This window comes from Vibrio sp. 1978, assembly GCF_033344345.1.
In genome coordinates, this window is sequence record NZ_JAWPOP010000005.1 from 85,949 (window position 1) to 112,046 (window position 26,098).

Below are 26,098 nucleotides of genomic sequence, written 5' to 3' on the forward strand. Positions count from 1 at the left end.
TTTTATATGGTAGTTGTGAACGAGTGTTTCTAGTTGAAGGGAGAATACGCTGGTTACTGGAATTCCTTTGTTAAAAGACGAGCTGCTTGGTTTAATGCCGCTCGTTTAACTGCGAGTGGCATCTTTTGTATTTCGTCACCTTGTACAGCGACGATGGGACATGATGTGGGATCTTCTACCCTAGCTCTTCATGGTCTAAATTATCTCATTAACCACTCAGCGCACTGCTATCAGATCCCTAGTCTCGCCAGGGTTCACAGGACTGATACAAAAAACATCGTTAAGCTATTGTTATTAAATTACTTTGTTCGCCTTTACTTACTTTTGAACGCTTAACTAGGCGTTACTCCAAGTGCTTAAATTGCAATGCCACAAGTCGCTGATACAACTCACAGCTTTGCATTAATGATTGGTGGTTACCAACATCGACTAACTCGCCATTGTCAAGCACCGCAATTTTATCCGCATGTTGGATAGTCGAAAGACGATGAGCAATGATCAGCGTTGTGCGTCCTTTCATTAGAGCTTCAAGTGCTTGCTGAACGTGATGTTCACTTTCACTATCAAGGGCGCTGGTAGCTTCGTCTAGCAGTAAGATTTTTGGATCTTTTAGAATCGCGCGAGCAATCGCAATGCGCTGCTTTTGTCCGCCTGATAGCCTAACGCCGCGCTCCCCTAAAAAGCTGTGATAGCCTTCGGGAAGCTTCTCAATAAACTCATGGGCATGGGCTTTTTTCGCGGCTTCGATAACTTGTTCATCCGTCGCTTCAGGATTACCGTAGCGAATATTATGGAAAACATCATGGCTAAACAGCGCTGGTTGTTGTGGTACGAGCGCCATTTGACGTCGAAGCTCGTTTGGATCGAACTGTCGAATATCTTCACCACCAAACAACACTTGCCCTTTTTGCGGATCATAAAAGCGTTGCAGCAGTTCGAATAGTGTTGTTTTACCTGCACCAGAAGGGCCGACCAACGCCAACACTTTTCCTTGATCAGCGGTTAGATTTAACTCTTTGATAGCTGGTTGATTTGGGCGAGAAGGGTAGTTGAAACTCACTGAATTAAAGTTAACCTCAGCAGGCATGTCGGCACGGACAGGCAAATGGTTGCTTGGCGCTTTAATATCACTGGCTACTTGAAGGATCTCAATCAGCCGTTCGGTAGCACCTGCGGCTCTCTGCAATTCACCCATGACTTCGGAAATGGTTGCAGTCGATGAGGCAACCATAATGGCATAAAACACAAATGCGGCTAGGTCACCCGCAGACATTTTTCCGTGAATCACATCGCTGCCGCCTACCCAAAGCATGCCTGCAATCGCGCTGAACACAATCACAATAACGCCTGATATCAGGATCGCTCGCTGCTTTACTCTCTGTCTACCTACTTCATAAGCTTTTTCCACCTCGACAGCGAAAGCCGCTCGTTCATGCGACTCTGAGCTAAAACTTTGCACGGTTTTAATATGTTCTATCGCTTCTCCAGCGTAGCTTCCGACATCGGCCATTGAGTCCTGACTTTGGCGAGAGAGCGCACGCACGCGTCGTCCATAAAACAAAATCGGAACCAGAACCAAAGGCACAGAAGCAAGCACAATCAGCGTGAGCTTAACGTTAGTGGCAAACAACATTATGATGGCCCCAAAGCACATCAAAGCGCTACGCATCGCCATCGAGAACGATGAACCAATAATGCTTTGCAGCAATGTGGTATCGGTAGTCAAGCGCGACATAATGTCGCCACTACTGTTGGTCTCAAAATAGCTCGGATGCAGCGTAATCACATGGTTAAACACCGCAAGGCGAATATCCGCACTAACGCGCTCACCTACGGAAGAGACAAGGTAAAAGCGAAAGAAAGTCCCAATGGCAATACACAATGTGACACCGACAATAAACTGAATCGCATTGGTAAGCTCTTGCAATGATTGCTGAGCAAAGCCTTGGTCGATAAGTATGCGTACTCCATAGCCAACGGATAACGTCAAACTTGCTGTCGCAACAAGGGCAACCAAGGCCGCCGCAACCCGCCATTTATACGGTGCAATAAAGGTGTTGAGTTTAAGAAGAATGCTGAGATTTTTGTTATTTTTTCTGCTCATGAGTGACTCACAAAGCGTTTTAGGTACCTGGCATAGTAAGCCAGTTTGGTTGGTGAGACCAGCGAACTACCGCGTTCGGATTAGGAAATTCACTGGGATAACCAATATCGCATGTATATCGAAAATCACTTAAACGTCGAAGAGACTAGAATCAGCTTTTAGTTCGGAGGGTGTTACGCACGGCTTTTGGCGAGTAGCAGGTCGACTTTTCCTTTGGCTGTTTTACTGACCGTTTGCATCAACTTAAAACTTGGTTTTTCGATGCCTGAGTTTTCTATCCCTTCGACCATTAAGAGCCAAAGCTTGGCTGTCATTTGCGCATCGGCTAGTGCACGGTGGAAAACACCGTCGTTGTCGATATTTTTATAGCGAACAAGTTCACCTAGCTTATGTGATGGGGCTTCTTGAATGAGCCGTCTTGCTACCAGTAAGGAGCAAGCAAACTCACCCGAATAACCACAGTTGATTCGTTCAAGCTCTGCATCTAAAAATCGTTTATCGAAGGACGCGTTGTGAGCGATAAGGTTCTCGCCAGCAATGAACTCACTAAATGACGCCATTACCTCTTCGCAGCTTGGTGCCGATCGCAACATATTGTTGGTAATGCCGGTGTAGTTCTCAATGAAAGAACTCACTCTGAAACCGGGGTTCATGAGTTGCTGAAAACTATCGACAACCTCGCCATTGACTAACTTTACTGCACCAATTTCTATTGCGCGATCACCTAAAGTAGGAGAGAGACCTGTGGTTTCAAAGTCGAGTACGACCACAGAGTTTGCTTGAGGCATAAAATTTTCCAGCTGAGTAATATTGCGCAAGAGTATTATCGAAAGCGACAGAAAAAGAAAGGCGAACACAATGGTGAATATCTGTCTATCTTTACTCCACAAAGTCAGTGTTCGTCGTCCACTGTTTATGGACAGGTACGTTCTGGCTTACCCATCGCGGCTTGTGCGGTAGCCTTATATTTCAAATGTTTTTCGGCTTTTCGATTCATTTCAGTTAAGCATTAACTTTCGATACAACATACTGATTATAAATTGATTTTATAAATTAACTTCGGCATCATTCACGGCTTGATTTTGAGTATGAATATCATCACGGCAAAAAATTAGAACAACTTATAATGCGAGGCTAGGGAACGATGGAAGCAATGAAGAATCATTATTTAGAGATACCTGAAGAAAGAAAATTGCGTATTTTTCGTGAGGAAGATGAAGATTTTTACAACTTCTGGGAAGAAATGCTTGATGAAAAACAATCTTTTTATCAGCAACCTCTCAAAAGAATGAAAGGCGACGCTTGGTATTCGCTTGATTCATTCTTCACTGCTTCAAAATACGGACAACATCAGGCCTCGCCAGCTTATATAAAAAGAGCGCTTGAGTTACTGAATAACGTGTACTTGCTGGCCAATCATTCAGACAAAGTGGTTGAATTCTCCGTTGGGCACCGACATTTTTCGGAAGTAGGTAACCGTTCTATTGCAGGGGGAACGATGGATGCTTGGTTGGATGAAATCTGTTTAGCGATGGCCGCGAGAGATTGGCGCTGCGTAGAGCTGATGACCATCATGGATGAGTCGTTAGTGCGTTTAAAAGATCCTTTCGATGTTGCGTTGGTCGAGTTCGTTAACGGTGTATTTAGCAATTCATCAGCATTACCTGAGTTATTGCAAACTGTGATGGAGAAATCTTCTCCGCAATACTTAGAATCAACCAGAGTGCCATATGTACACTCTTTGTTTATTCCATTTGTGAATGTGTTTGTTGCCATTATCGATGGTGATGAGGCGCATTATCAACAAGCACTGAGAGATGCGTTAGAGGCGCATTACCAGTTCTACATGAATGAAGATGTTCGCTATTCGCCAAAAGGAAATGTTTCTCTGAAACTGACTGGTCTTGCTGCATTGGCATACGATAAGTATGGTTGGACGATTCCAGAAGCCGCATATTTACCTAAATGGCTTGTTTACGGTGAGCATGATCTTTGTTCTGCGTAAATCACTCTTAAGTTAAATCTATGTCCAACCGGAGGTTCAGCACGGAGGCATACGCAGAAAATACATCGCGAAAATGTAGTTTACGCCTCCGTTTTAACAAGTTACATTGTTGAAGCTTTGATTCAAAGGACAGAACAATGAGTGCCCACCTAAAACAGCTTTGTCATATCCATCTCTCTGGTAATAAAGAAGATTCTCCAGCCGAACACTTTGCGAAAATGGCAAAGTGGTGCGAAGAGAACAACGTAAATCACGATGTCTACGGTGAGGGAGAAACGATTCAAGCGTTCGAGCAAAAGGTTGCCGATCTGCTGGGTTACGAGGCAGGGCTTTTTGTTGTAACAGGGACGATGACGCAGCCAACGGTGCTTGAAATTGTCACAAGACAAAAGCGTAATCCTATTGTCGCCATGCACGCATCTAGCCATATTCCGGTGCATGAAAAACAAGGCTATCAGCTTCAACATCGCTTTAGTATTTTGCCAGTAGGGAACCCTTATCAAACATGGAAGCTTGAGGATCTCACTGCTTGGCCGGATGAAATCGCAGCCGTTCTTTATGAACTCCCGATGCGAGAAATTGGTGGTCAGCTACCTTCATGGCAAGAACTGGAAGAAATCAAAGCGTACTGCGCCGAAAACAAAATTCATCTCCATATGGATGGCGCAAGACTTTGGGAAACCGCAGCTTACTATCAGAAAGAATACCGCGAGATCGCCGCTGGTTTTGATACGACCTATGTTTCACTTTACAAAGGCATCAACGGCATGGGTGGATCTATGTTGCTTGGCTCAAAGTCGTTCATTGAACTGGCTTCATTGTGGATGAAGCGGCAAGGTGGCAACCTGTATCACAGAACACCTTATGTGGTGTCTGCGGCAATGCAGTTTGATGAAAGGTTGTCACAAATGCCGGTTCTATTTGAGCGAACAAAACAGATCTACAGGATCATTGAAGAGTTCCCACCTTTGGCGGTAAGACCAACCCAGCCTCAAGCAAACATGTTGCACCTTATCCTGCCATTTAGCTGTGAAGAGTTGAAAGAACTCCAATACACGTTTGCCACGGAAAAGGGCATTTGGTTTGGTAACCCGCAAGTCACGGCACATCCAAATCAATCGATTGTTGAATGGTATGTTGGTGACTACCTGCTCAATCTTGGTGATGACGAATTAAGGTCGTTTTTCAATCAGTTACTCGGTAAGAAGGCATAAACTTATCAATATGCGAGCTTACTAACACGCCATACGTGACACTTCATGTATTCTTAATTGAAGCGAAGAAGAGGATTTATCAATGTCAAAAAGCTCCAAACTTCACAATGAAGACAAACTGGTTAAGAAGGCACTAGATATTGGTGGGAAGATGGCGAAGCTACAAGGCTTTGACCTTCCTCAGTCACCACAACCTCTAAGAGTAAAAGCGATTTACCTATTCTTGGTTGATGCCAAACAGATCACCCCATTACCGGAAAGCAAGCTAGACGGCGCAAGCATCAAACACCGACTGGCAGTCTGGATACACAGTGCATTGCCAGACAACGACCCTCTAAAGTAGAAAACCTCATAAGTCATATAGGTCATTAATTAACTAGGCGAGCCAAATGGTTCGCCTTGTTTGATCTTGGCGAGTGCACCGAGGTCTTTTGGCGTGGCGGTATCATTGATTTACAAAACAAAATCAAAAGGACTAAAGATAAATCCCGAGAAGCGCTACAATGCAGGTGTTGCGAGAGTGCAACCAAGATTACTCATTTACAGAAGCCTTGAAGTAACCATACATGTCTAAAGATTTCGAATTCACTACAGAATACATACTCGACAAACCTTTCTTTGCTGAGTGTTATGATCAAACTAGCCAGCCAACGAAGTTCCCACAAGCGTACCTAAAAGGGATGCTGTTTCTTATCTTTGGTGTGGTTTTATTGGAGTTTGAACTGCTACCTAACGGTTACGTCGGTTGGTTCTTTATCGTATTGAGTGTGATTGAAGCGTGCAGCGTTTACTTCAAAAGAACCTGGTGGCTATGGCGTCAAACCATCAGTTCAAGCCGTGGCAGCAAAGTAGTGTTTGAAGTTAATGCAGATGGCGTGCGCTATAAAAGCGGTAAAATCGATCGCAGCCTCGCTTGGAGTGAAATCGACCAACTCGAACAAACCGATTTGGGCTTTATCCTTCACCTTGGTAAACAACGCCAATACATCAGCAAATCTTGCTTAAATGAAGAAGCGATCGCGTTTATGGTAGAGCGGCACGCGGCATCAAAAGCGAGCTAACCAACTCACATCAAGCTGGAATGAGCGATCGAAAAAGTAGGTGATATATGATCGAACATTGTAACAAGTATATGGTCGATTCTGAATCAATTGGGTTTGATGTAGAAAGCTAATAAGGTTTAGAGGTTTCTCTTTCGGACATACTGCTTCGGTGTCATGCGCGCAATCTGCTTACACTCTCTAGTCATGTGTGCTTGATCGGAAAAACCTTGCTCTAGCGCCAACTCCGATAAAGTAAGATCGGGTTGCGCTCGGAGTTGCTCTAAAGTGTGCTTAACTCGTTTAATGCGTTGGTAATGTTTAGGAGTAATCCCCAACCATTTCTGAAAATTGCGCTCTCTCTGGCGCTGACTGATGGTCCCTGTAGGTTGGTCAATAATGTGGCCGACATACCGCGGTTCATATTCGTCAATCAGTGTTTGAACCCAGCGATATAACGTAGAAATCCTTGCATATGGCGAACGCGCTGTTTGCAGAGACTCAAATGTTGCTAGCGCAGAAGAAGCCAAAGGGTGGTCGTCTTGAATCCGCAATAGCTGTTCTAGACGTTTACCAAATAGTTGATAACTAACAGCAGGATGAAAGCGTACGCCAGTCATCACCGCACCTGGCGGTAGGCAGACCTGATGTGCCAGAATGCTTATAGGTAGTAGGACAACCCCTGGCGTTTGCCACTCACCATCCATTTGTACTTCATTCTGTAAAATGAATACCACACCTGTACCAGCATCACTGAGTAATTGTTTACGTACGGTTTGCGTCGTATCAGGTTTGACGGATGCTGACCAAATGGCTTGAACATAGCCAGCTAAAGCCTTTTGAGGTTTTAAAATATCAAATTCTAAGTTCAAATGAATCATCCTATTTAACCTCAACTTAAATGAGAAAGTGATACACATGTACTTTTCATCCTATTAAGTTGAGGTATAAGCAGTGGCTTACAAGTAAGAACCGTCAAATAGAATTATCGAGGTTTATAGACTCCAACCTTTGGCTTAAATGCCTTAACTATTCGGTTCCAACTATTGATCGCGTTGATTGCAATTGTTAGGTTGACCATAGCTTCTTCTCCGAAGGTATTCAAGGTCAGCTGATAGGTATCATCATCTACTGGTAGGCCAGCAGTTAGTAATTCAGCCCAACCTAGTGCAACGTGTTCTGCATCGCTGTAGAATGGCATATCTTTCCATGCACTAAGCCCCCATATGCGTTCCGGCTTTTCACCTAACTTAAGCGCATCTTTACTATGCATGTCGATACAAAATGCACATTGATTGATTTGCGATATGCGTAACTTAACCAGTTCCCATATGATCATGTTCATAGTTTCTGATTGGCTAAATTGTTCATGGAAGTAAGCTTCCTGAGCGTATAGGATTTCTATTGCTTTTGGCGCTACTTCAATATAGTTGAGTCGTTTTTTCATGGTCATTCTCCTTTGTTTTTTACATAGTAAAAAACGCTCTTAGCAAAAGATTGAAGATTTTCGACATGCACTCAATAAAGTTAGATAAAAGAGTGAACGACGAAAGCGAAAAAATGTACCTATTGGAAACCAAGAAAACTTATGCCAATTAACAAAGTATTGCTCTAAATAATGCGACTTAAGGTTGGCGTCTATTTTTACTCCACCACCTTCCGTAAACGAGCAAAAGGTGCTGAGTTACCTATATACACACCAGCCGCAACGATAAAGACGCCTAAAACATTTTCCCATTGAGCCTGCTCACCAGAAATGAACGAAATCAGTAGAGTGAATACCGGCATAATATTAAATAATGGAGACATCTTATCTGGACCAAGAACGATAGCGCCTTTCATCCAAAAGTAATAAGCAATCAAAGTTCCAAACAGGCTCATGTAAGCTATTAATGCTAGGTCTTTAAATGTTATGGCATTTAAGCTACGGCTAAAGTCGCCGTGGTACATCGCTATAGCGACCATTTGAATGGCACCAATACTTAACACCCAACGTAACTGCTGAGTTACTGGGATATGAGATGTTAAACGCTTCGCTAGAATTGTGTATAAACACCCACTAATTAAAGCAAATAACATGTATAGATCACCAATATTACTATTGCTGCTAATAGAATGAATATTTCCCCCTGTAATGACGATTACCACTCCACAAAAACTGATTAGTGCACCTAAAATAGTTTTAACCGAAATGGAAGTCTTGAGAATAACGCCCGACAACAAGATAGTGACAAGTGGTAGGTTTGCCTGAACAACCGCTGCGTTAACTGGGGTAGTAAATCTCATTGCAGAGAAAATAGAGAAGTTTTGGATAGTTACACCCACGGTTGCTATAACAAACAACGACAACATACTTTTTCGTGTGAGTTTGGCTCCATATGGAGAGCGTTTAGTACCTCTTATCAGTAAGAGTATTAAAGCTGCAACGGAAAATCGTAACGTCGCTGAATCCAAAGGAGAGACATCGCTATTAATAGCCTTTATTACGTTAAAGTTACTAGACCAAAAAAAGATAGCGACAACAACACCGCACCAAATTGATAAATGCTTAGACATAGATCTTCCTGATAAAAATTAACTTGACGCGATAATGCTATATATTTCATATTTGATTTTTAATAGCCAAATTTAAGAGGGTTAATCCCAAATATGGAACGTCACTCTTTGGATGACCTTTTGTTATTCGTTTCTGTTGCTCGCTATCAAAGCCTAACACAAGGATCTGAGCGTCTTAATGTCCCGTTAGCCACGCTAAGCCGGAAGTTAAAAAGGCTGGAAACAAACTTAAATTGCAGACTATTTAACCGCAGTGCACACCACTTTGCGTTAACAACTGATGGCGAAAAATATTATCAACTCTGTGAGCCGTTACTTCTTAGCTTAAATAATGTGACATCGAGAATTGCGACTGAGCGTCAGTCTTTAAGCGGAACGATCAAAATATCAGCGCCAATTAACATGACACAGATGTGGTTAAAGCGGTGCGTTTATGAATTTGCAGAGCAACATCCGAAGATATGTATCGATTTAGATGTACAGAATGAAAAAATCAATCTTGTATCTAACCGTGTCGATGTTAGTTTTCGTCTTGGTGATCTTATTGAACAAGACTGGATTGCTCAGAAATTATGGTCGATTCCATTTGCGCTTTGTGCATCACGAAGCTATTTAGAACAACACCAACCGATTACCCATCCAGAACAACTTGTTCATCATCGCCTAATTACGGTAAACAACGACAGCCAATGGAAATTAGTTAATCAAATCACCAATGAAACATTTGATCGTCCGCTAAAGTTTCAATTCACTTCAAATGATGTACTACTAGTTAGAGACGCCGTCATCCATGGTTTAGGAATTGCTTGGATTCCAACCTATTACTTTCATGAGCTAAATCATGATCAACATAACCTGCTGCCTTTGTTGCCAGAATGGCAATGCTCGGGTAAAGAAGTATTCATTATGTATCGAGACCGCGATAAAAGGCCTGCAAGAGTTGATGCATTTATTGAACATGTCTTAAATTGGAAAAATCGCATTCAAATGTTTGCTTGAAAGAGGTTTATCACATTGTGCTGTGCCGCTAACCTCAAGTGAAGCTTCATGACTCTGCTTCAATTGAGTTCATTTATTTAACCTCTAAAAGAATCATGAATACATAGGCAGTTAATAGGATTCGAGTTTACAAGTGATTCGGTCAGCTAAAACTCAAGCTAAGTAGAAAGTATTTGCAGTTGTATTTGCCTCTGAAAATCGTTTAGAGCTTTCTCATCCGCGAGGTTCTATAAGAAATTATTAAGGATATATTTGTGTGTGATTTCGTGAAAAAAATTATTGTAGGTTTACTTTTCAGTGCTTCGTCTTTTGCTTCCTTAAGTCAATATGTTCCAGCAATGAATGATAAGAACGGTTATGTAGAACCATTTCAAATGTTTGATAATGTCTATTATGTAGGAGACAAGTGGGTCTCATCATATGCCATTGCTACAGACGACGGACTCGTTATCATTGATACGCTTGACTTCCCTTACTCTGAGTGGATACCTATCAACCTAGAGAAGCTAGGGCTAAAAGATAAGCCAATAACGCACATATTGGTAACTCATGGGCATTCTGACCACGTTGGAGGCGCCCAGTTACTTCAAGAGAAGTATGGTTCCAAAGTCGTGATGACCAAAAGCGCTCATGAACTAGCTATACAGCAATCAAACAAAAGCGAAGGTGAGAACAAGTTCCTTCCTCCAAATTTAGACATAGAGATAAAAAGCGATAGCTCTATGGCTATTGGTGGACATGAGTTTAAGTTCTATCTCACACCTGGCCACACGGAAGGTGATTATTCCTTAGACTTCACTGTTGAAGATAATGGCGAACAATATCGTGCTTTTATCGTTGGTGGGCATAGCGTAAGTAGCAATGATCCAGAAGTTATTGGCCAGTTCCTGACTAGCATGGAGAAAATTAGAAAAATTTCACTACAGGCACCTATTGTGAACGTTAACCTTTCGAACCATCCACATAAAAATTTCCTTTTTGAAAATAGGAAGAAGCTCGGCACAAGCGGTAACCCGTTTATCAGTGAGGCAAACTTCTTCATGTTCCTTAAGCAACAAGAAGATTTAGCTAAGGGAAAACTAGAAGAACTATAATACCGTGGTATACGAGCAGCCTTCTTTATTAGGTTAGAGATTTGCTCTTGAGTTATAGCTAAGGCTTTAATAAGTTGCTCAATCAAGATTCGACACTGGTGGCAGCTATATTGTTTGTCGGTTCTAGTGACAAAGGCGCCGTGCGTAAGCATTCGTATTGTGTGCCTTACACATTTGCAAGGCGTTATGTGCTTTCTAGAAAAGTCTCAAAATAGAGTACAATTAGCGTTTTGACACAGCGGAAATCATCATGGCCAAAACTGTTCAGCAGCAAATCGGAAACATTGCTCTAGTCGTTGAAAATTACGACGATGCTATCGAATTCTATACTCAAAAACTTCAATTCACTCTGGTTGAAGATACCAACCTAGGTGGTGGTAAACGCTGGGTTCAAGTTTCTCCTCCAAACTCCAATGGTACAAACCTACTTTTAGCTCAAGCGAGTACACCGGAGCAAACGCATGCAGTAGGAAATCAAACAGGTGGTCGTGTTTTCCTGTTTCTGCAAACTAATGATTTTTGGCGTGACTACGAGTTGATGAAGAAAAATGGTGTTGTATTTAATGAAGAGCCTCGTGTGGAAGAATACGGGACAGTGGTGGTGTTCCAAGATCTCTATGGTAATAAATGGGACTTACTGCAACTGAACTAGAAACTACATAGCACCTGCATAGCATAGTGTTCATGAGGAGTTTCCAACAAGCCTTTAAGGCTCTGAGATATTAGTGCTAATTCAAAGGTTCTCAGAAGTTACTGTATTTCTAAATCACTTTTGTGCAAACAATAACTAGCCATCATTCCTTCTCGATGTATCAACAAGTGTTAGGGCGGCACACCAAAAACAAAAAGGCGAACCAAACGGTTCGCCTTTGTCGATTTAGAGACTACAAAAATTAATCTTCGTAGTTATCGATGCTTGGGCATGAACAGATTAGGTTACGGTCGCCGTATACGTTATCTACGCGGTTTACCGTTGGCCAGTACTTCCAAGATTTGGTCGCTTTAGACGGGAAGCAGCCAATCTCGCGAGAGTAAGGGCGGTCCCAATCTTCAGCTGAAAGATCAACTTGTGTGTGTGGCGCGTTAACAAGTGGGTTGTTATCCAGTGGCCATTCACCGTTTTTCACTTTCTCCATTTCTTCGCGGATAGCGATCATCGCATCACAGAAGCGGTCCAGCTCTTCTAGATCTTCCGATTCCGTTGGCTCAACCATTAGCGTGCCCGCTACAGGGAACGACATAGTTGGTGCGTGGAAACCGTAGTCCATTAGACGCTTCGCGATGTCTTCTTCGCTGATACCTGTTTCTTCTTTCAGCGGACGAATGTCGATAATACATTCGTGCGCTACGCGGCCATTTTTGCCACGGTAAAGAACAGGGTAGTGTTGGCGAAGTGTTTCCATCACGTAGTTTGCGTTCAGAATTGCTACTTTTGTAGCATCTGTTAGGCCAGCTTCGCCCATCATTGCGATGTAAGCCCAAGAGATAGGCAGGATAGAAGCGCTACCCATATCTGCTGCTGATACTGCGAAATCTGCGCCTTCTACACCGTCTTCAATATGCCCTGGTAAGAAAGGAGCTAGGTGAGATTTCACACCGATAGGACCCATACCCGGACCGCCACCACCGTGCGGGATGCAGAAGGTTTTGTGTAGGTTTAGGTGAGAAACGTCTGAACCGATGAAGCCTGGTGATGTTAGACCAACCTGCGCGTTCATGTTAGCGCCGTCTAGGTAAACCTGACCACCAGCGGCATGAACCATTTCACACACTTCTTTCACTTTCTCTTCGTAAACGCCGTGCGTAGAAGGGTAAGTGATCATAATGCTTGATAGGTTGTCTTTGTGTTTCTCGATTTTCGCTGCTAGGTCGTCGATGTCGATGTTGCCTTCTTCATCACACTTAACCACAACCACTTTCATTGACACCATAGATGCTGTCGCAGGGTTAGTACCGTGCGCAGAGCTTGGGATCAAACATACGTTGCGGTGACCTTCGCCACGGCTTTCGTGGTAGCGTTGAATCGCGATAAGACCTGCGTACTCACCCGATGCACCAGAGTTTGGTTGTAGTGAGAATGCGTCATAGCCAGTGATTTCACATAGCTTTTCTTTAAGGTCTTTTGCGAGTGCAGCGTAACCAGCTGCTTGTTCTGCTGGTGCGAACGGGTGGATCGAACCAAACTCAGGCCAAGTTACTGGAATCATCTCTGCTGCTGCGTTCAGCTTCATCGTACAGCTGCCCAGTGGGATCATGCCGTGCGTGAGTGAGAAGTCTTTGTTCTCTAGCTGTTTTAGGTAACGCATCATCTGTGTTTCGCTGTGGTGCGTGTTAAACACAGGGTGTGTTAGATATTCTGTTGTGCGGCGCAATGCTTCTGGAATGGCTGCAAACTCGTTGCCTGCGATTTCAGTTGATAGTGCTGCGACTTCTTCTTTCACACCGAATACTGCGAATAGGGCTTCTACATCTGCCACGGTTGTGGTTTCGTCGAAGCTCACACCTAGCTGAGTACCCAACTTACGTAGGTTGATGTCTGCGGCTAGTGCTTTCGCGTATAGCTCTTCAGTTTGTGCACCTGTGTTGATAGTGATGGTGTCGAAGAAGCTGTTGTGAGCAAGCTCGAAGCCGCCTTTAGTTAGGCCAGCGGCTAGGATGGCTGTCATGTGGTGCGTACGACGAGCAATCGTGCGTAGACCTTCTGCGCCGTGGTAAACCGCGTAGAAAGACGCCATGTTCGCTAGCAGTGCTTGAGCAGTACAGATGTTTGAAGTCGCTTTTTCACGACGGATGTGCTGTTCACGCGTTTGCATTGCCATACGCAGTGCTTGGTTACCGTTGGTATCGATAGAAACACCGATAACACGACCAGGCATTGTACGCTTGTGCTTATCACGAGTTGCCATGAAAGCAGCGTGTGGACCGCCGTAACCCATCGGCACGCCAAAACGTTGTGCTGAACCGATTGCTACGTCTGCGCCCATTTCACCTGCAGGTTTAAGTAGGGTAGAAGCAAGAAGGTCCGTTGCTACAGTCACTAGTGTTTTGTTTGCTTGCGCTTTAGCGATGATGTCCGTTAGGTCACGAACTTCACCTGTTGTACTTGGGTATTGAACTAGTGCGCCGAACACGTCTTGCTCTGGTAGTGATTCTAAAGAACCAACCAAGACTTCAAAGCCGATGAATTTCGCACGAGTTTTTACCACTTCGATGGTTTGTGGGTGAACGTCGTCAGCAACGAAGAATACGTTGCTCTTGCTTTTACCCGCACGCTTACAAAGTGTCATCGCTTCTGCTGCTGCCGTTGCTTCATCGAGCAATGACGCGTTCGCGATTTCCATACCAGTAAGATCCATCACCATTTGTTGGTAGTTTAGAAGTGCTTCTAAACGACCTTGTGAGATTTCTGGTTGGTAAGGGGTGTAAGCAGTGTACCAGCCCGGGTTTTCCATCACGTTGCGTAGAATCACGTTCGGCGTGAAGGTGTTGTAGTAACCCTGACCAATGAATGTACGTTTAACTTGGTTCTGATCGGCGAACTTACGCATTGCTGCCAGCATGTCTGCTTCGCTTTTCGCTTCTGCCAAGCTCATTGGTTGCTCTAGGCGAATTTGTGCTGGTACGGTTTCGTCGATAAGCGAATCTAGGCTAACTGCGTTGATCGCTTCCAACATTTTCTGTTGGTCAGATTTGTTTGGTCCATTGTGGCGAGCAACGAACTCGTTTTGTGTGCTGAGGCTTTGAAGTAATTCAGTCATTGTCCTTTACCTACTCCTTGGTTCGGGTAACGGATTTGCGTTACTGATAAATTAAATTATACGTCCGAACCTAGAAAAAAAGCTGTTCTCTAAACAGGCTAGGGAACAGCTTTCGTCACATCCTAATTACTCTTCTTCGATAGAGTTTAGGTATTCGTCTGCGTCTTTCAGGTTATCTAGTTCAGATACATCAGACATCTTCACTTTTACGATCCAGCCACCTTCGTACGGCTCTTCGTTAATTAGCTCTGGGCTGTCTTCTAGTTCTTCATTGATTTCTACGATTTCACCAGTGATTGGTGCGTAGATGTCTGACGCTGCTTTTACAGATTCAACGAGAGAGAAGCTTTCACCTGCTTCAACTTCGTCTTCTACGTCTGGTAGGTCAACGAATACCACGTCACCTAGCATTTCTTGTGCATGCTCAGAAATACCAATTGTTACTGTGCCGTCACCGTTGTCACGTACCCACTCGTGGCTATCTGCAAACTTCAGTGTTTTGTCCATTGCTTAATCTCCGAATAACTTGTCAGGAATTATTATGATTTTAAAAAAATCGTTTACTGGTATAGAGGAAAGCGACTGCAAAGTTCTTTTACTTCTTTGCGAACGCGTTTTTCAACTTCTGCGTCACCTTCAGGGTTGTTCACTAAACCGTCCAGTACGTCACCAATCCAATTACCGATGAGTTTGAATTCTTCAGCGCCAAAGCCGCGGCTTGTACCCGCAGGCGTTCCTAAACGGATGCCCGATGTAATCATAGGCTTCTCTGTATCGAATGGGATGCCATTTTTGTTACATGTGATCCCAGCACGCTCTAGAGCTTCTTCTGCTTTATTGCCTTTCAACCCTTTCGGACGAAGGTCAACCAGCATTAGGTGCGTGTCTGTGCCACCAGTTACGATGTCGCAACCGCGAGTTTGCAATACTTCCGCTAGGACTTTTGCGTTATTGATCACCGAATCAATATAAGTTTTAAATTCAGGGCCAAGCGCTTCACCAAATGCGACCGCTTTGGCTGCGATAACGTGCATCAGTGGGCCACCTTGTAGGCCAGGGAATACGGCTGAGTTGATTTTCTTAATGATGTCTTCGTGGTTAGTAAGAATCATACCGCCGCGAGGGCCACGCAATGTTTTGTGTGTTGTAGTCGTAACAACGTGTGCGTGTGGCAGTGGGCTAGGGTGCGCGCCTGTTGCGATAAGACCGGCGATGTGTGCCATGTCGACCATAAGAATTGCATTTACTTCGTCTGCGATTTCACGGAATTTTGCAAAGTCGATAGTACGTGGAATAGCGCTACCACCTGCGATGATCATTTTAGGTTGGTGCTCAAGTGCTAGCTCACGAACATCTTCGTAGTTGATTTCCAGTGTTTCGCGATCAACACCGTATTGAACTGCATTAAACCATTTACCAGAAAGTGCAGGGCGTGCACCGTGCGTCAGGTGACCACCTGCGTCTAAAGACATACCAAGAATGGTGTCACCAGGTTGAAGCAGTGCTAGTTTTACTGCGCCGTTTGCTTGTGCGCCTGAGTGTGGTTGAACGTTTGCGTATTCACAATTGAAAAGTTTTTTTGCGCGTTCGATAGCAATGGCTTCCACTGTATCTACGTGCTCACAACCACCATAGTAACGACGACCTGGGTAGCCTTCAGCGTATTTGTTTGTTAGGCATGTGCCTTGAGCTTGCATTACCGCTTTAGAAACAATGTTCTCAGAAGCGATAAGTTCGATTTGTTCGTTTTGGCGAGCGGATTCCGCTTGAATTCCAGCAAAGACAGCATCATCTGTCGCAGAGAGGTTGGTAGAGAAAAAGTTTTCCAAGCTGTGGTTAGGGTAACTCTTATTCATGGTAGTTGACCTTCCAAATCTGAAAATGAACCCGCAATAGATGAGTTATGATTTGCGGTTGTGGTTCATTTGTCCTCAAAAACAGCTGAACTGCGTAGCAGAACAGAGTGAACATCCGGCCCTAAATTTGGGCAAAAACTCCGTTGGATTGCGTGTTTCCTTTACCAATCTCTTACGGAAATATGCATCTCTACATCTAACAAGTTGGTAACATAGCGCCTGTGACGGGAACAATCAACCAAAAATTTCCTATAGGAAACAAGATTTCAAAATTTGTTAACAAGAGCACGGTTTAATTCACTTGGTGGACTTCTATCCACTATGTGCTTCATGCACAATGCGAGTAAGACAAAAAATATGGATATCTATAGAGGGATTTATGGCAGAAAGTATTTACGATGAATACCCATCGATGACGTTGGCAAAAGAGCAACATGACCAAAATATCGAGCCGTTAAAACTGGGCCAGCGTATTAAGGATATCCGCTCGAAACTCGGTATCACATTAGAAGAGGCCAGTCAGCGAACCGGGCTTGCTCGATCTACACTGAGCAAAATAGAAAATGAGCAGATCTCCCCGACGTTTCAAGCGATGCAAAAATTGGCACTTGGCTTACAAATTGACATGCCACAACTATTTGAGCCACCTAGAAAAAAGGTAGCGACAGGGCGTAGGGATGTTACCAAGAAGAATGAAGGTAAACCACACCCAACACAAACTTATGAACATGAACTGCTCGCGACACAACTTTCCAATAAGAAAATGATGCCGTTTAAGAGCCAAATTCGAGCTCGTAGTTTTGATGAATATAAAGACTGGGTTCGTCATGATGGCGAAGAATTTCTGCTTATCTTATCTGGTGAGGTCATGTTCTATTCTGAGTTTTACGAACCTGTTGTTTTAAGCGAGGGAGACAGCGTTTATTACGATGCAAATATGGGACATATGTTGACCAGTGTTAGCGAGGAAGATGCGCTCATTTTGTGGGTGACAGCCAAATAGTGATAAATACTTGTAAATTTCCTATAGTGAAAGCAAACGATTGCTGTTGGTGGTCGTTATGATGAAAAGGCGCTTTTTTGATGAGAACTTGCTCATTAAAGCGCTTTTTTTGTACGATTTGTTGTGATTAAAATGTTAAGAGTCACACTTTTGCAAGTCGATCTACGTCTTGTTCGTGCAAAATAGAATGAGCCATGTTTATTATTGGAAACACATCGAATGCCGATAGCATTCTCGGGTCTATCTAAATGGAGACGAAAATGACTCAAGAACTACTGAAAACACCACTACACGCACTTCACGTTGAAGTTGGTGCCAAAATGGTCCCGTTCGCGGGTTACGATATGCCTGTTCAGTATCCTCTAGGCGTAAAGAAGGAACACTTACATACTCGTGATGCGGCAGGTCTGTTTGACGTTTCTCACATGGGACAGCTTCGCCTAATTGGTGACGGTGCAGCTGCGTTCCTAGAAACATTAGTTCCAGTGGATATTGTGGATCTTGAGTCTGGTAAACAGCGTTACGCTTTTTTCACTAATGAAGAGGGCGGCATCATGGACGACTTGATGGTGGCTAACCTAGGCGATCATCTGTTTGTGGTTGTGAACGCAGCATGTAAAGCGCAAGATATCGCACACCTACAAGCGCATTTACCATCTGGTGTTGAGCTAGAAATTATCGAAGACCGAGCTCTACTTGCAATCCAAGGCCCTAAAGCGGCGGCTGTATTGGCGCGTTTTGCACCAGAAGTTTCTGAAATGCTGTTCATGGATATTCGTAAAGTCGATATTTTAGGCGCCGAGTGCATTGTTTCTCGTAGTGGTTATACAGGCGAAGACGGTTACGAAATCTCGGTTCCTGCTGACAAAGCGGAAGAGCTAGCACGTAAACTGACTGCTGAAGATGAAGTTGAATGGATTGGCCTTGGTGCTCGTGATTCGCTTCGTCTTGAGTGTGGCCTTTGTCTATACGGTCATGACCTAGACACAACAACAACACCTGTTGAAGCGAGCTTGCTATGGGGTATCCAAAAAGTTCGTCGTATTGGTGGTGAACGTGAAGGTGGTTTCCCTGGCGCAGACATTATTCTTAAGCAGATTGAGACTAAAGATGTGGCGCGTAAGCGTGTGGGTCTAGTAGGTCAAACCAAAGCGCCAGTGCGTGAAGGTGTTGAACTGTTTGATGCTGACGGCGTTAAAATTGGCGTTGTAACCAGCGGTACGGCGGGTCCGAATGCAGGTAAGCCAGTCTCAATGGGTTATGTTCGTGCGGATTTGGCGGCGATTGGTACTGAAGTGTTCGCTGAAGTGCGTGGTAAAATGCTACCAATGACAGTTGAAAAAATGCCGTTCGTACCACAACGCTACTACCGTGGTTAAAACGAATTGAAACAAAAATGCCGAGCTTTGTAGCTCGGCATTTTTTATGTCTTCTTTTCGCTTGTTTACTTTTAGTTTACTGCTTCATCAATAGTACAGCACATATCAATAACGATATCTTCAAGCTTTTCCGGATGAATCATCTCTTCTTTTGGGATCCCAAATTGAGAGGCCATAATGGTATTAAACAATTCCCAATGCTTGATCAGCAGTTTTTCGCGATTATCTGCAATATCCGGCCATGTTTCTTGCATCATTGGCGCGAGACTGACAGCACCATGTGCGAAGATCAACATTTGCCACTTTGATTCCCACTGATCAAATTGTGCATTAGGGTTTTCGCTGTTGTACTGCTCGAAAATTCCGGTAAATATCGCAGCGAACTCATCTTTTGACTTTAAGAAATACTGCAGCAGAGCACCGTCATCGCCTTGTCGAATGGCATCGGCGATCATCTGTACTGGATGAGGATTGACGAGAGCAAATGCTAGCATGCGAACCATAAACAGATAAATTTTTCTATTCGAAGGTGTGTTCTCCGGCATTTCATTGATGAGTTCAGCCATATAGCACTGCATGAACTCGTCCATTGCATCGCTAACCGCTTGCCAGATTTTCTCTTTGCTGCCGAAGTGGTGACGGATCAAACTATGTGAAACACCAGCCTTTTCACTGATATTGCGCAGCGAGACACGCTCGTAACCAAGTTCACAAAACATATCTGCTGCCACTTTAAGGATCAGACACTTAGTTTGTTCTGCTGCTTCAGCACTTCTACGCCCCTGCTTTCTTTCATTCATAGTTCGAATTTTCCCGAATATTAATCACGCGCTTACTTTTACCAGAAACCGAACGCTTTGACTAATTAATTTGCTATCCACCTGGAAAATATGTTGATCAATTTCAAATTCTGCTTATACTGCACGGCTGTGTAATATATAAAACCTACGGAGAAAGCGGGTGCGAAAACAATATTTAAAGCGCACTTTAGTTGGCGCAGTGGTGACATTAAGTCTTTCTGGGATGCTAACTGGGTGTAATAAAGCCATTTCTGAGCCGTCTGAACCTTTAATCAAACCTGTAAAATTACTGGCGGTGAAAGACCTAGAACTTGAAGACTCGCACGCCTTTTTAGCGCGTATTGATGCAACACATCGCGCGCAGCTTTCTTTTCAGGTTGGTGGAGAGGTTGATGAATTACGTGTACGCATGGGTCAAAAAGTCCAAAAAGGTGAAGTGCTCGCAACGTTAGACCCTAAAGATCTTCAGCTTGCGTTAGATGCCGCTCAAGCGCAGTACGCGTTAGCGAAAACACAATGGGACCGCGCGAAAAACCTTTACGGAAAAAAACTCATTAGTACTGATGAGTACGATCAGAAAGAAACTCAATATAAAGCGGCATTGGCGAACTACGAACAAGCTAAAACCGATTTGAGCTATACCAAAATTCACGCACCGTTTGATGGCATTGTGTCATATACCTATGTCAACCCGTTTCAAGTAGTAGCAGAGAAGCAGGAGATCTTGAATCTCATTGATAACACGACGTTGGATGTATCTTTCACCTTGCCAGTAAGTTATGCGGAATCTGTATCACTTGAGTCACTGCAAAACTCCGATATGTGGGTGACGATGGATAGCGAGCCAGGAAAACGTATCCCTGGGCAATTTAAAGAAATTTCGACGCAGCCAAACATCGATACCAATAGTTATGAGGCGATCGTGACCATCACTCGACCAGAAGATCGCAATTTGCTGACAGGTATGACTGGGCAGGTACACATTGCTAAACAACATGTATCGGACGCGATGACGTTACCTCAGTCTGCTTGGGTCAACAAAAATGGGACGCAAGGTGAAGTTTGGGTAATGGACAGAAGCACGCAGCAGGTCAATAAAGTCACTGTGTCACTTGACGCAGCAGGTGGTGTGAAAGCCGGGCTTGATAACAATGATTACGTTGTTATTGCTGGTGTTGAGAGACTGGTTGAAGGACAAGTGGTGAAAGCTTGGGTTCGTGAGGGAGGCATTTAATGAAACGTTCTCTACTTACGATCTCTGCGATTGCACTTGCAGTTTTAACAGGGTGCAAAAATGAAAACCAAGCTATCGTCAAGCAGCCACTTTTTGTGTCGACTATCTCGGTGGATGCACCAGTACAAAGTCAACATCGCGCGTTCAAAGGCATAGTAGTGCCTGCAGAGCAAACGCCAATGGCATTTCGCCGCGCTGGGGAAGTTCAGCACGTATTGGTTAAAGCGGGTGACGTTGTGAAGCAGGGGCAAATGATCGCAAAGCTAGATGATAGCAAAGAGAAGCAAGCCGTGAATGACGCAGAAGCACAATACACACTCGCAATTCGTCAGCTTAAACGCGGTGAAGACTTGCATGCACGTCAAATGATTTCAAAAGCGGAACTTGATGAGCTAACCGCCAATAAAGAGCTAGCTGAGGCTACTTTCTATAACGCGACCAATCAATTGAATTACACCCGTTTATTCGCCCCGTTCGCCGGTAAAGTATCCGATGTTTTCAAAGAACGTTTTGAGCGTGTGGCAATTGGTGAACCCGTGTTAAACCTATACCAAAACGATTTGGTTTACGTGCGTATTGAGCTTTCCGACAATGTTTTAGCGATGGTAGACCCAAACTCAGACAGCATGAGCTACAAGCCTAGAGCAACCTTCTCCGGCATCGATGGCAGATTTGCTTTGGACTATTTAGAGCACACAAGTGAACCCAACGCTGAAACTCAAACCTACGAAATGTACTTGACGATGCCACAGCCAAAAACAGAGATATTGCCGGGAACCAGCGTAAGCGTTTTGGTCGATATGGTGAAGGCGGGCATTACCTCTATTGATGGTTACAGTGTTCCTGTCACGGCGCTTCAAGCAGGCAGTGAAGGGAATGAGTTCTTTGTGTGGAAAAAAGAAGGTGACATTGTCACACGAGTGCCTGTCATGATTTCTCAAGTGAATGGCAATGGAGCCATTGTGTCGTCAGGTGTTAGCCAGGGCGATATTCTGATTAATTCAAATCTGCGTAAATTACGCGAAGGTAAACATGTGGATGTTGTGGAGAATAACCAATAATGAACATTGCTGAGTATTCAATAAAAAACAAAGTCATCAGCTGGTTGTTCATTATTATCCTTGCTGTTGGTGGTTTAACGTCATTTTTGGAGCTTGGACGATTAGAAGACCCGGCATTTACGATCAAAGATGCCATGATCATCTCAACATACCCTGGCGCGACGTCAAAAGAAGTTGAAGAAGAGCTGACGTATCCTCTAGAAAAAGAGATTCGAAAACTCCCTTATATCGACAAAATTACCTCTACGTCTTCTAATGGTATGTCTCAAATAACGGTGAGCATGGAAATGGACTATGGTCCTGATGAACTGCCGCAAATTTGGGATGAAATGCGCCGTAAAATTAATGATTTACGACCATCATTGCCTCAAGGTGTTCAGTCTTTACAGATCATTGATGATTTCGGTGACGTTTATGGCGTGATGTTAATGCTCACTGGTGACGATTACGACTATGTAGAGCTGAAACGTTATGCGGATTACCTGACCCGTGAAATCGAGCTTGTTGATGGTGTTGGTAAGGTAGACATCACGAGCGATCAGCAAGAAATGCTATTCGTTGAGATCTCACTTGATCGCCTTGCTGCACTGAACTTAGACATGAATGTGGTTTCGAGCTTGTTGAACCAGCAAAACAATGTGGTTTCAGCAGGTGAAGTGATGGTCAATGGCGAAAGCCTTGTTATTCGCCCAAGCGGCACCTTAAACACTGTAGAAGCACTAGAAAATCTGATCATTCATGGCCGTGACACAGGAAATCTAATTCGTCTAAAAGACGTAGCAACGATTTCTCGCGGTATTCAAGAGAAGCCAGGCAACGTCGTACTCTTTAACGGTCAAAAAGCGATTAATATCGGTATCTCGTTTGCGTCGGGTGTGAACGTGGTTGAGGTTGGTGAACGTTTGGATGCGGAGCTCGCGATCCTAGAGTCTATCAAGCCTGCTGGCATCGATATGAACTACTTTTACAACCAAGCCAATGAGGTGGATGAATCTGTTAAAGCGTTTGTAATTAGTCTAGCGGAGGCAGTGGCGATCGTAATCATTGTGTTGCTGTTTACTATGGGTTTACGCAGTGGTGTCATCATTGGAGTTGTGTTGTTATTGACGGTATTTGGTACCTTCATTTTGATGAATTACAACAACATCGAACTGCATCGTATTTCTCTTGGCGCGTTAATTATTGCCTTGGGTATGCTGGTTGATAACGCGATTGTTGTCGTGGAAGGCATATTGGTTGGCCTAAAGAAAGGGCGTACCAAAGTTCAAGCGGCTGTCGATATTGTAAAGCAAACACAATGGCCTTTGCTGGGCGCAACTGTTATTGCAATTACGGCTTTTGCACCTATCGGTTTGTCGCAAGATGCGACAGGTGAGTTCATGGGCTCTCTATTCTGGGTGCTGTGTTTCTCACTATTTTTAAGCTGGATTACCGCTATTACACTGACGCCTTTCCTTGCCGATCTTTTGTTGAAAGAGGAAAACAAAGAGCAGGGTACTAGCGAAGATGATCCTTATAAAGGCTGGTTGTTTGTCGTATTTGGGGCATCACTGAAATTTGCATTGCGATTCCGCTGGCTTACCGTTGCTGGCATGGTGGCGCTATTAGTGGGTGCTGTCGTGGCATTTGGTAATGTAAAACAGCAGTTCTTCCCACCATCGAATACGCCGATGTTCTACGTGGATATGTGGATGCCAGAGGGTACTGACATCCGTGAAACGATTAAAAAAGCTGAAGAGGTCGAAAGCTACATTCGTCAGCAAGATGATATTGACTTTGTTTCTGCTTCGATTGGGCAGGGCCTACAGCGTTTTGCTTTAACCTATCAACCAGAAAAAAGTTACGAAGCGTACGCGCAGTTCCAAGTTCGCGCGACTGATCGTGAGAAAATGTTTGGTTTACTGCATAAGTTAGATGAGAATCTGGCGAAAACATTTGATGCGCCTACGTTCCAGTTTAAATTGATGGAATTTGGTCCATCACCAGCGTCTAAGATCGAAGCGCGTATTACTGGCCCTGATCCACAAGTTTTACGTGACTTGGCGGTGCAAGTTGAAGACATCCTTCATACCGATCCTGGTGCCCGAAACATTCGTCACGATTGGCGAGAGCGCACCAAGGAACTTGTACCCGTTTTCAATGAGTCTAAAGCTCGTCGCTTAGGTATTTCGAAAGAAGATCTTTCAAGCACACTGCAAATGGCGTTTGGTGGTAGCACCTTAGGTTACTTGCGTGATGGTACACATACGTTGCCAATTATGACACGCCTTCCTGAAGAAGAACGCGTAGATTTTGAATCACTACAAAACGTGACCATTTGGAGTCCTTCGTTGCAAACTTATATTCCGGTTGATCAAGTGATTGATGGCGTTCAACTGGATTGGAGTGAGCCGCTAATTCAGCGTCGTGACCGTAAGCGTACGTTAACCGTTCTCGCGGACCATGATGTGTTGAGTGACGACACGGCAGCAAGCTTATTTGCTCGTGTACAGCCTAAAGTGATGGCATTGCATGTTCCAGAAGGGTACGAAATCACATGGGGTGGTGAGTACGAATCATCCAAAGATGCACAAGAAGGCCTATTCGGTTCATTGCCGATGGGTTACTTGTTGATGTTCATCATTACTATTTTACTGTTTAACTCAATCAAAAAGCCGTTGGTCATTTGGTTCACCGTTCCGTTAGCGATCATTGGCGTTGCTTTTGGTTTGCTTACCACGAACATGCCGTTCAGTTTTACAGCATTCCTTGGTTTGTTAAGCCTAAGTGGCATGATTTTGAAAAACGGTATTGTGTTGCTTGACCAAATTAACCTTGAGTTGGAGTCAGGTAAAGATCCTTACCTCGCGATTGTCGATAGTGCGATAAGCCGCGTTCGTCCGGTAAGTATGGCTGCCCTAACAACTATCTTGGGGATGATACCACTGGTCTTCGACGCCTTCTTTGGCTCGATGGCAATAACGATTATGGCAGGTCTTGGTTTTGCTACTGTACTGACACTGATAGTGGTGCCAGTGATGTTTGCAATTCTGTTTAGGGTAAAACCGACCACTGCATAGGGACTCCTGGCTATTTGCCAGCTTCCTGCCTAGCCCTGAAGGTTTTCTTCGGGGCTTTTTTGATCTTACTAATACATACCAAACCATTCATTTGCTTGATTTTAATGATTTTCTTACGATTACAATGCAAATCATGCGTATACTGATGTAACGACACATCAAAGATTGAGATTACATGAATAAGCGCATATTAAACGGACTCTTCTTCGTTGGTTCTTTCACCTTGGTTGGCTGCACCGCGACGAATAGCATGCCGACAGAAACCAAACAACCTGCCCCTAAAATTAACAGTGTTAGTGCCGAAGTCATTTCCAGTTGGATTGATAGTAAGGTTTTAGCCCCTGAAGGGCTGTCGCTCGAGCAAGACAACCTACGTTATCTATCGGGTAGCGCCGACCTAAACAGCGACGGAAAGGCAGAACACATAGTGTTGCTTCAAGATCGCTATTTCTGTGGTAGTGGTGGCTGCTCTGCATATATGTTTGATAATGAGGGAAACGTTATTAATCGAATGTCGGTAACTCGTACGCCTATTGTACTAGCCGACAGTTACAGTAATGGTTGGCAGGACTTTATCGTTTGGAGTAATGGCTCATATCGACTCATGAGTTACAACGGTGAATCTTATCCAAGTAACCCGTCACTAGAGCCAAAGGTGGATCGAGACGCTAACCAGCAGGCGGCAATCGCAAATGTAATGGCGACAGAGCTTTATCAGCAAGACGGCTATGACATTCTGCCCGCAGATTCAAAAACCTTGTGGACGCCAGCTAACGTTTACCACTTTACCTTCAAGCACTACGGTGACCCGCATAGCGCTTATCAAGCAACGGTGGATATTAGCAGTGGGGAAGTAGACATTGTAGCCGTTCCGGCTGCGGAATAAAAAACACCTCCCTTAACCGGAATCAAAGGGAGGTGCTAAATGCCAAATTC

22 protein-coding genes are annotated in these 26,098 nt (G+C 44.1%); 13 read left to right on the forward strand and 9 right to left on the reverse strand.

Annotated features, from left to right (window positions below):
* Positions 1 to 343: 343 nt before the first annotated feature.
* Both R8N49_RS06995 and R8N49_RS07000 read right to left on the reverse strand, forming a co-directional pair.
* A complete protein-coding gene (locus R8N49_RS06995) occupies positions 344 to 2,104 on the reverse strand; it encodes an ABC transporter ATP-binding protein/permease (protein WP_186585349.1) in 1,761 nt (586 codons plus the stop codon).
* Positions 2,105 to 2,277: 173 nt separating this feature from the next.
* Entirely contained in the window at positions 2,278 to 2,892 is a 615-nt protein-coding gene (locus R8N49_RS07000; RefSeq protein ID WP_165401653.1) for a PolC-type DNA polymerase III, read from the reverse strand.
* Positions 2,893 to 3,248: 356 nt separating this feature from the next.
* Between R8N49_RS07000 and R8N49_RS07005 the strand changes: the two genes are divergently transcribed.
* The 4 genes from R8N49_RS07005 (at position 3,249) to R8N49_RS07020 (ending at position 6,384) form a co-directional block, all read left to right on the forward strand.
* Complete coding sequence (locus R8N49_RS07005) at positions 3,249 to 4,109, forward strand: immunity 49 family protein (protein ID WP_186585348.1); 861 nt, start codon at positions 3,249 to 3,251, stop codon at positions 4,107 to 4,109.
* Between the two features lie 137 nt (positions 4,110 to 4,246).
* Positions 4,247 to 5,323, forward strand: coding sequence for a threonine aldolase family protein (locus tag R8N49_RS07010; protein ID WP_053307652.1), 1,077 nt, complete (start codon positions 4,247 to 4,249; stop codon positions 5,321 to 5,323).
* Positions 5,324 to 5,405: 82 nt separating this feature from the next.
* Positions 5,406 to 5,666, forward strand: coding sequence for a DUF5062 family protein (locus R8N49_RS07015; RefSeq protein WP_064354747.1), 261 nt, complete (start codon positions 5,406 to 5,408; stop codon positions 5,664 to 5,666).
* Positions 5,667 to 5,889: 223 nt separating this feature from the next.
* On the forward strand, positions 5,890 to 6,384 hold the full coding sequence (locus tag R8N49_RS07020) for a YcxB family protein (protein WP_186585346.1): 495 nt from the start codon (positions 5,890 to 5,892) through the stop codon (positions 6,382 to 6,384).
* Positions 6,385 to 6,503: 119 nt separating this feature from the next.
* On the opposite strand, the gene R8N49_RS07025 is transcribed toward R8N49_RS07020, so the two are convergent.
* The 3 genes from R8N49_RS07025 to R8N49_RS07035 all read right to left on the reverse strand — a co-directional run bounded on the left by R8N49_RS07025 (position 6,504) and on the right by R8N49_RS07035 (position 8,919).
* Positions 6,504 to 7,244 carry a helix-turn-helix domain-containing protein gene (locus R8N49_RS07025; protein WP_172563782.1) on the reverse strand — a complete coding sequence of 247 codons (741 nt, stop codon included), beginning with the start codon at positions 7,242 to 7,244 and terminating at the stop codon, positions 6,504 to 6,506.
* 104 nt (positions 7,245 to 7,348) lie between these two features.
* A complete protein-coding gene (locus R8N49_RS07030) occupies positions 7,349 to 7,810 on the reverse strand; it encodes a carboxymuconolactone decarboxylase family protein (protein WP_005376442.1) in 462 nt (153 codons plus the stop codon).
* Between the two features lie 197 nt (positions 7,811 to 8,007).
* Positions 8,008 to 8,919: a DMT family transporter gene (locus tag R8N49_RS07035; protein WP_025767810.1), complete on the reverse strand. Its 912-nt coding sequence runs from the start codon at positions 8,917 to 8,919 to the stop codon at positions 8,008 to 8,010.
* 93 nt (positions 8,920 to 9,012) lie between these two features.
* On the opposite strand from R8N49_RS07035, the gene R8N49_RS07040 reads away from it, so the two are divergent.
* The 3 genes from R8N49_RS07040 (at position 9,013) to R8N49_RS07050 (ending at position 11,664) form a co-directional block, all read left to right on the forward strand.
* Complete coding sequence (locus R8N49_RS07040) at positions 9,013 to 9,918, forward strand: LysR family transcriptional regulator (RefSeq protein WP_025767809.1); 906 nt, start codon at positions 9,013 to 9,015, stop codon at positions 9,916 to 9,918.
* Between the two features lie 266 nt (positions 9,919 to 10,184).
* Positions 10,185 to 11,012 carry an MBL fold metallo-hydrolase gene (locus tag R8N49_RS07045; RefSeq protein ID WP_025767808.1) on the forward strand — a complete coding sequence of 276 codons (828 nt, stop codon included), beginning with the start codon at positions 10,185 to 10,187 and terminating at the stop codon, positions 11,010 to 11,012.
* Between the two features lie 250 nt (positions 11,013 to 11,262).
* A complete protein-coding gene (locus tag R8N49_RS07050) occupies positions 11,263 to 11,664 on the forward strand; it encodes a VOC family protein (RefSeq protein WP_005388788.1) in 402 nt (133 codons plus the stop codon).
* A gap of 241 nt (positions 11,665 to 11,905) precedes the next feature.
* Here the strand turns inward: R8N49_RS07050 and gcvP are convergent, their stop codons facing one another.
* The 3 genes from gcvP to R8N49_RS07065 all read right to left on the reverse strand — a co-directional run bounded on the left by gcvP (position 11,906) and on the right by R8N49_RS07065 (position 16,626).
* Entirely contained in the window at positions 11,906 to 14,770 is a 2,865-nt protein-coding gene (gene gcvP / locus R8N49_RS07055; protein WP_186585344.1) for an aminomethyl-transferring glycine dehydrogenase, read from the reverse strand.
* A gap of 126 nt (positions 14,771 to 14,896) precedes the next feature.
* Positions 14,897 to 15,277 carry a glycine cleavage system protein GcvH gene (gcvH, locus tag R8N49_RS07060; protein ID WP_005376432.1) on the reverse strand — a complete coding sequence of 127 codons (381 nt, stop codon included), beginning with the start codon at positions 15,275 to 15,277 and terminating at the stop codon, positions 14,897 to 14,899.
* A 53-nt stretch (positions 15,278 to 15,330) separates the two neighbouring features.
* Positions 15,331 to 16,626 carry a serine hydroxymethyltransferase gene (locus R8N49_RS07065; RefSeq protein WP_005376430.1) on the reverse strand — a complete coding sequence of 432 codons (1,296 nt, stop codon included), beginning with the start codon at positions 16,624 to 16,626 and terminating at the stop codon, positions 15,331 to 15,333.
* A gap of 379 nt (positions 16,627 to 17,005) precedes the next feature.
* Here R8N49_RS07065 and R8N49_RS07070 point away from each other — a divergent pair, with 379 nt between their 5' ends.
* On the forward strand, positions 17,006 to 17,629 hold the full coding sequence (locus R8N49_RS07070) for a helix-turn-helix domain-containing protein (RefSeq protein ID WP_005376429.1): 624 nt from the start codon (positions 17,006 to 17,008) through the stop codon (positions 17,627 to 17,629).
* A 260-nt stretch (positions 17,630 to 17,889) separates the two neighbouring features.
* Entirely contained in the window at positions 17,890 to 19,008 is a 1,119-nt protein-coding gene (gene gcvT / locus R8N49_RS07075; protein ID WP_017820967.1) for a glycine cleavage system aminomethyltransferase GcvT, read from the forward strand.
* 71 nt (positions 19,009 to 19,079) lie between these two features.
* Here gcvT and vdeR read toward each other — a convergent pair whose 3' ends face one another.
* A complete protein-coding gene (gene vdeR / locus R8N49_RS07080; protein ID WP_005376423.1) occupies positions 19,080 to 19,808 on the reverse strand; it encodes an efflux transporter transcriptional repressor VdeR in 729 nt (242 codons plus the stop codon).
* A gap of 160 nt (positions 19,809 to 19,968) precedes the next feature.
* Here vdeR and R8N49_RS07085 point away from each other — a divergent pair, with 160 nt between their 5' ends.
* From R8N49_RS07085 to R8N49_RS07100, 4 genes are all read left to right on the forward strand, one after another.
* A complete protein-coding gene (locus tag R8N49_RS07085; protein ID WP_017820965.1) occupies positions 19,969 to 21,042 on the forward strand; it encodes an efflux RND transporter periplasmic adaptor subunit in 1,074 nt (357 codons plus the stop codon).
* The gene (locus R8N49_RS07090; RefSeq protein ID WP_025767806.1) at positions 21,042 to 22,103 is read left to right on the forward strand and encodes an efflux RND transporter periplasmic adaptor subunit; all 1,062 of its coding nucleotides are present in this window, start codon (positions 21,042 to 21,044) and stop codon (positions 22,101 to 22,103) included. Before R8N49_RS07085 ends, R8N49_RS07090 begins: the two co-directional genes overlap by 1 nt.
* The gene (locus R8N49_RS07095; RefSeq protein ID WP_318189906.1) at positions 22,103 to 25,162 is read left to right on the forward strand and encodes an efflux RND transporter permease subunit; all 3,060 of its coding nucleotides are present in this window, start codon (positions 22,103 to 22,105) and stop codon (positions 25,160 to 25,162) included. Before R8N49_RS07090 ends, R8N49_RS07095 begins: the two co-directional genes overlap by 1 nt.
* 175 nt (positions 25,163 to 25,337) lie before the next feature.
* Positions 25,338 to 26,048: a hypothetical protein gene (locus R8N49_RS07100; protein ID WP_318189907.1), complete on the forward strand. Its 711-nt coding sequence runs from the start codon at positions 25,338 to 25,340 to the stop codon at positions 26,046 to 26,048.
* Positions 26,049 to 26,098: the final 50 nt, after the last annotated feature.

Bases quoted from the DNA above. Each gene is read 5' to 3' on its own strand.
- vdeR (WP_005376423.1), bottom strand. From the start codon at position 19,808: ATGAATGAAAGAAAGCAGGGGCGTAGAAGTGCTGAAGCAGCAGAACAA.
- gcvT (WP_017820967.1), top strand. From the start codon at position 17,890: ATGACTCAAGAACTACTGAAAACACCACTACACGCACTTCACGTTGAA.
- R8N49_RS07100 (WP_318189907.1), top strand. From the start codon at position 25,338: ATGAATAAGCGCATATTAAACGGACTCTTCTTCGTTGGTTCTTTCACC.
- R8N49_RS07040 (WP_025767809.1), top strand. From the start codon at position 9,013: ATGGAACGTCACTCTTTGGATGACCTTTTGTTATTCGTTTCTGTTGCT.
- R8N49_RS07020 (WP_186585346.1), top strand. From the start codon at position 5,890: ATGTCTAAAGATTTCGAATTCACTACAGAATACATACTCGACAAACCT.
- R8N49_RS07010 (WP_053307652.1), top strand. From the start codon at position 4,247: ATGAGTGCCCACCTAAAACAGCTTTGTCATATCCATCTCTCTGGTAAT.
- gcvP (WP_186585344.1), bottom strand. From the start codon at position 14,770: ATGACTGAATTACTTCAAAGCCTCAGCACACAAAACGAGTTCGTTGCT.
- R8N49_RS07090 (WP_025767806.1), top strand. From the start codon at position 21,042: ATGAAACGTTCTCTACTTACGATCTCTGCGATTGCACTTGCAGTTTTA.
- R8N49_RS07005 (WP_186585348.1), top strand. From the start codon at position 3,249: ATGGAAGCAATGAAGAATCATTATTTAGAGATACCTGAAGAAAGAAAA.
- gcvH (WP_005376432.1), bottom strand. From the start codon at position 15,277: ATGGACAAAACACTGAAGTTTGCAGATAGCCACGAGTGGGTACGTGAC.
- R8N49_RS06995 (WP_186585349.1), bottom strand. From the start codon at position 2,104: ATGAGCAGAAAAAATAACAAAAATCTCAGCATTCTTCTTAAACTCAAC.
- R8N49_RS07095 (WP_318189906.1), top strand. From the start codon at position 22,103: ATGAACATTGCTGAGTATTCAATAAAAAACAAAGTCATCAGCTGGTTG.
- R8N49_RS07035 (WP_025767810.1), bottom strand. From the start codon at position 8,919: ATGTCTAAGCATTTATCAATTTGGTGCGGTGTTGTTGTCGCTATCTTT.
- R8N49_RS07000 (WP_165401653.1), bottom strand. From the start codon at position 2,892: ATGCCTCAAGCAAACTCTGTGGTCGTACTCGACTTTGAAACCACAGGT.
- R8N49_RS07025 (WP_172563782.1), bottom strand. From the start codon at position 7,244: ATGATTCATTTGAACTTAGAATTTGATATTTTAAAACCTCAAAAGGCT.
- R8N49_RS07065 (WP_005376430.1), bottom strand. From the start codon at position 16,626: ATGAATAAGAGTTACCCTAACCACAGCTTGGAAAACTTTTTCTCTACC.
- R8N49_RS07015 (WP_064354747.1), top strand. From the start codon at position 5,406: ATGTCAAAAAGCTCCAAACTTCACAATGAAGACAAACTGGTTAAGAAG.
- R8N49_RS07070 (WP_005376429.1), top strand. From the start codon at position 17,006: ATGGCAGAAAGTATTTACGATGAATACCCATCGATGACGTTGGCAAAA.
- R8N49_RS07030 (WP_005376442.1), bottom strand. From the start codon at position 7,810: ATGAAAAAACGACTCAACTATATTGAAGTAGCGCCAAAAGCAATAGAA.
- R8N49_RS07050 (WP_005388788.1), top strand. From the start codon at position 11,263: ATGGCCAAAACTGTTCAGCAGCAAATCGGAAACATTGCTCTAGTCGTT.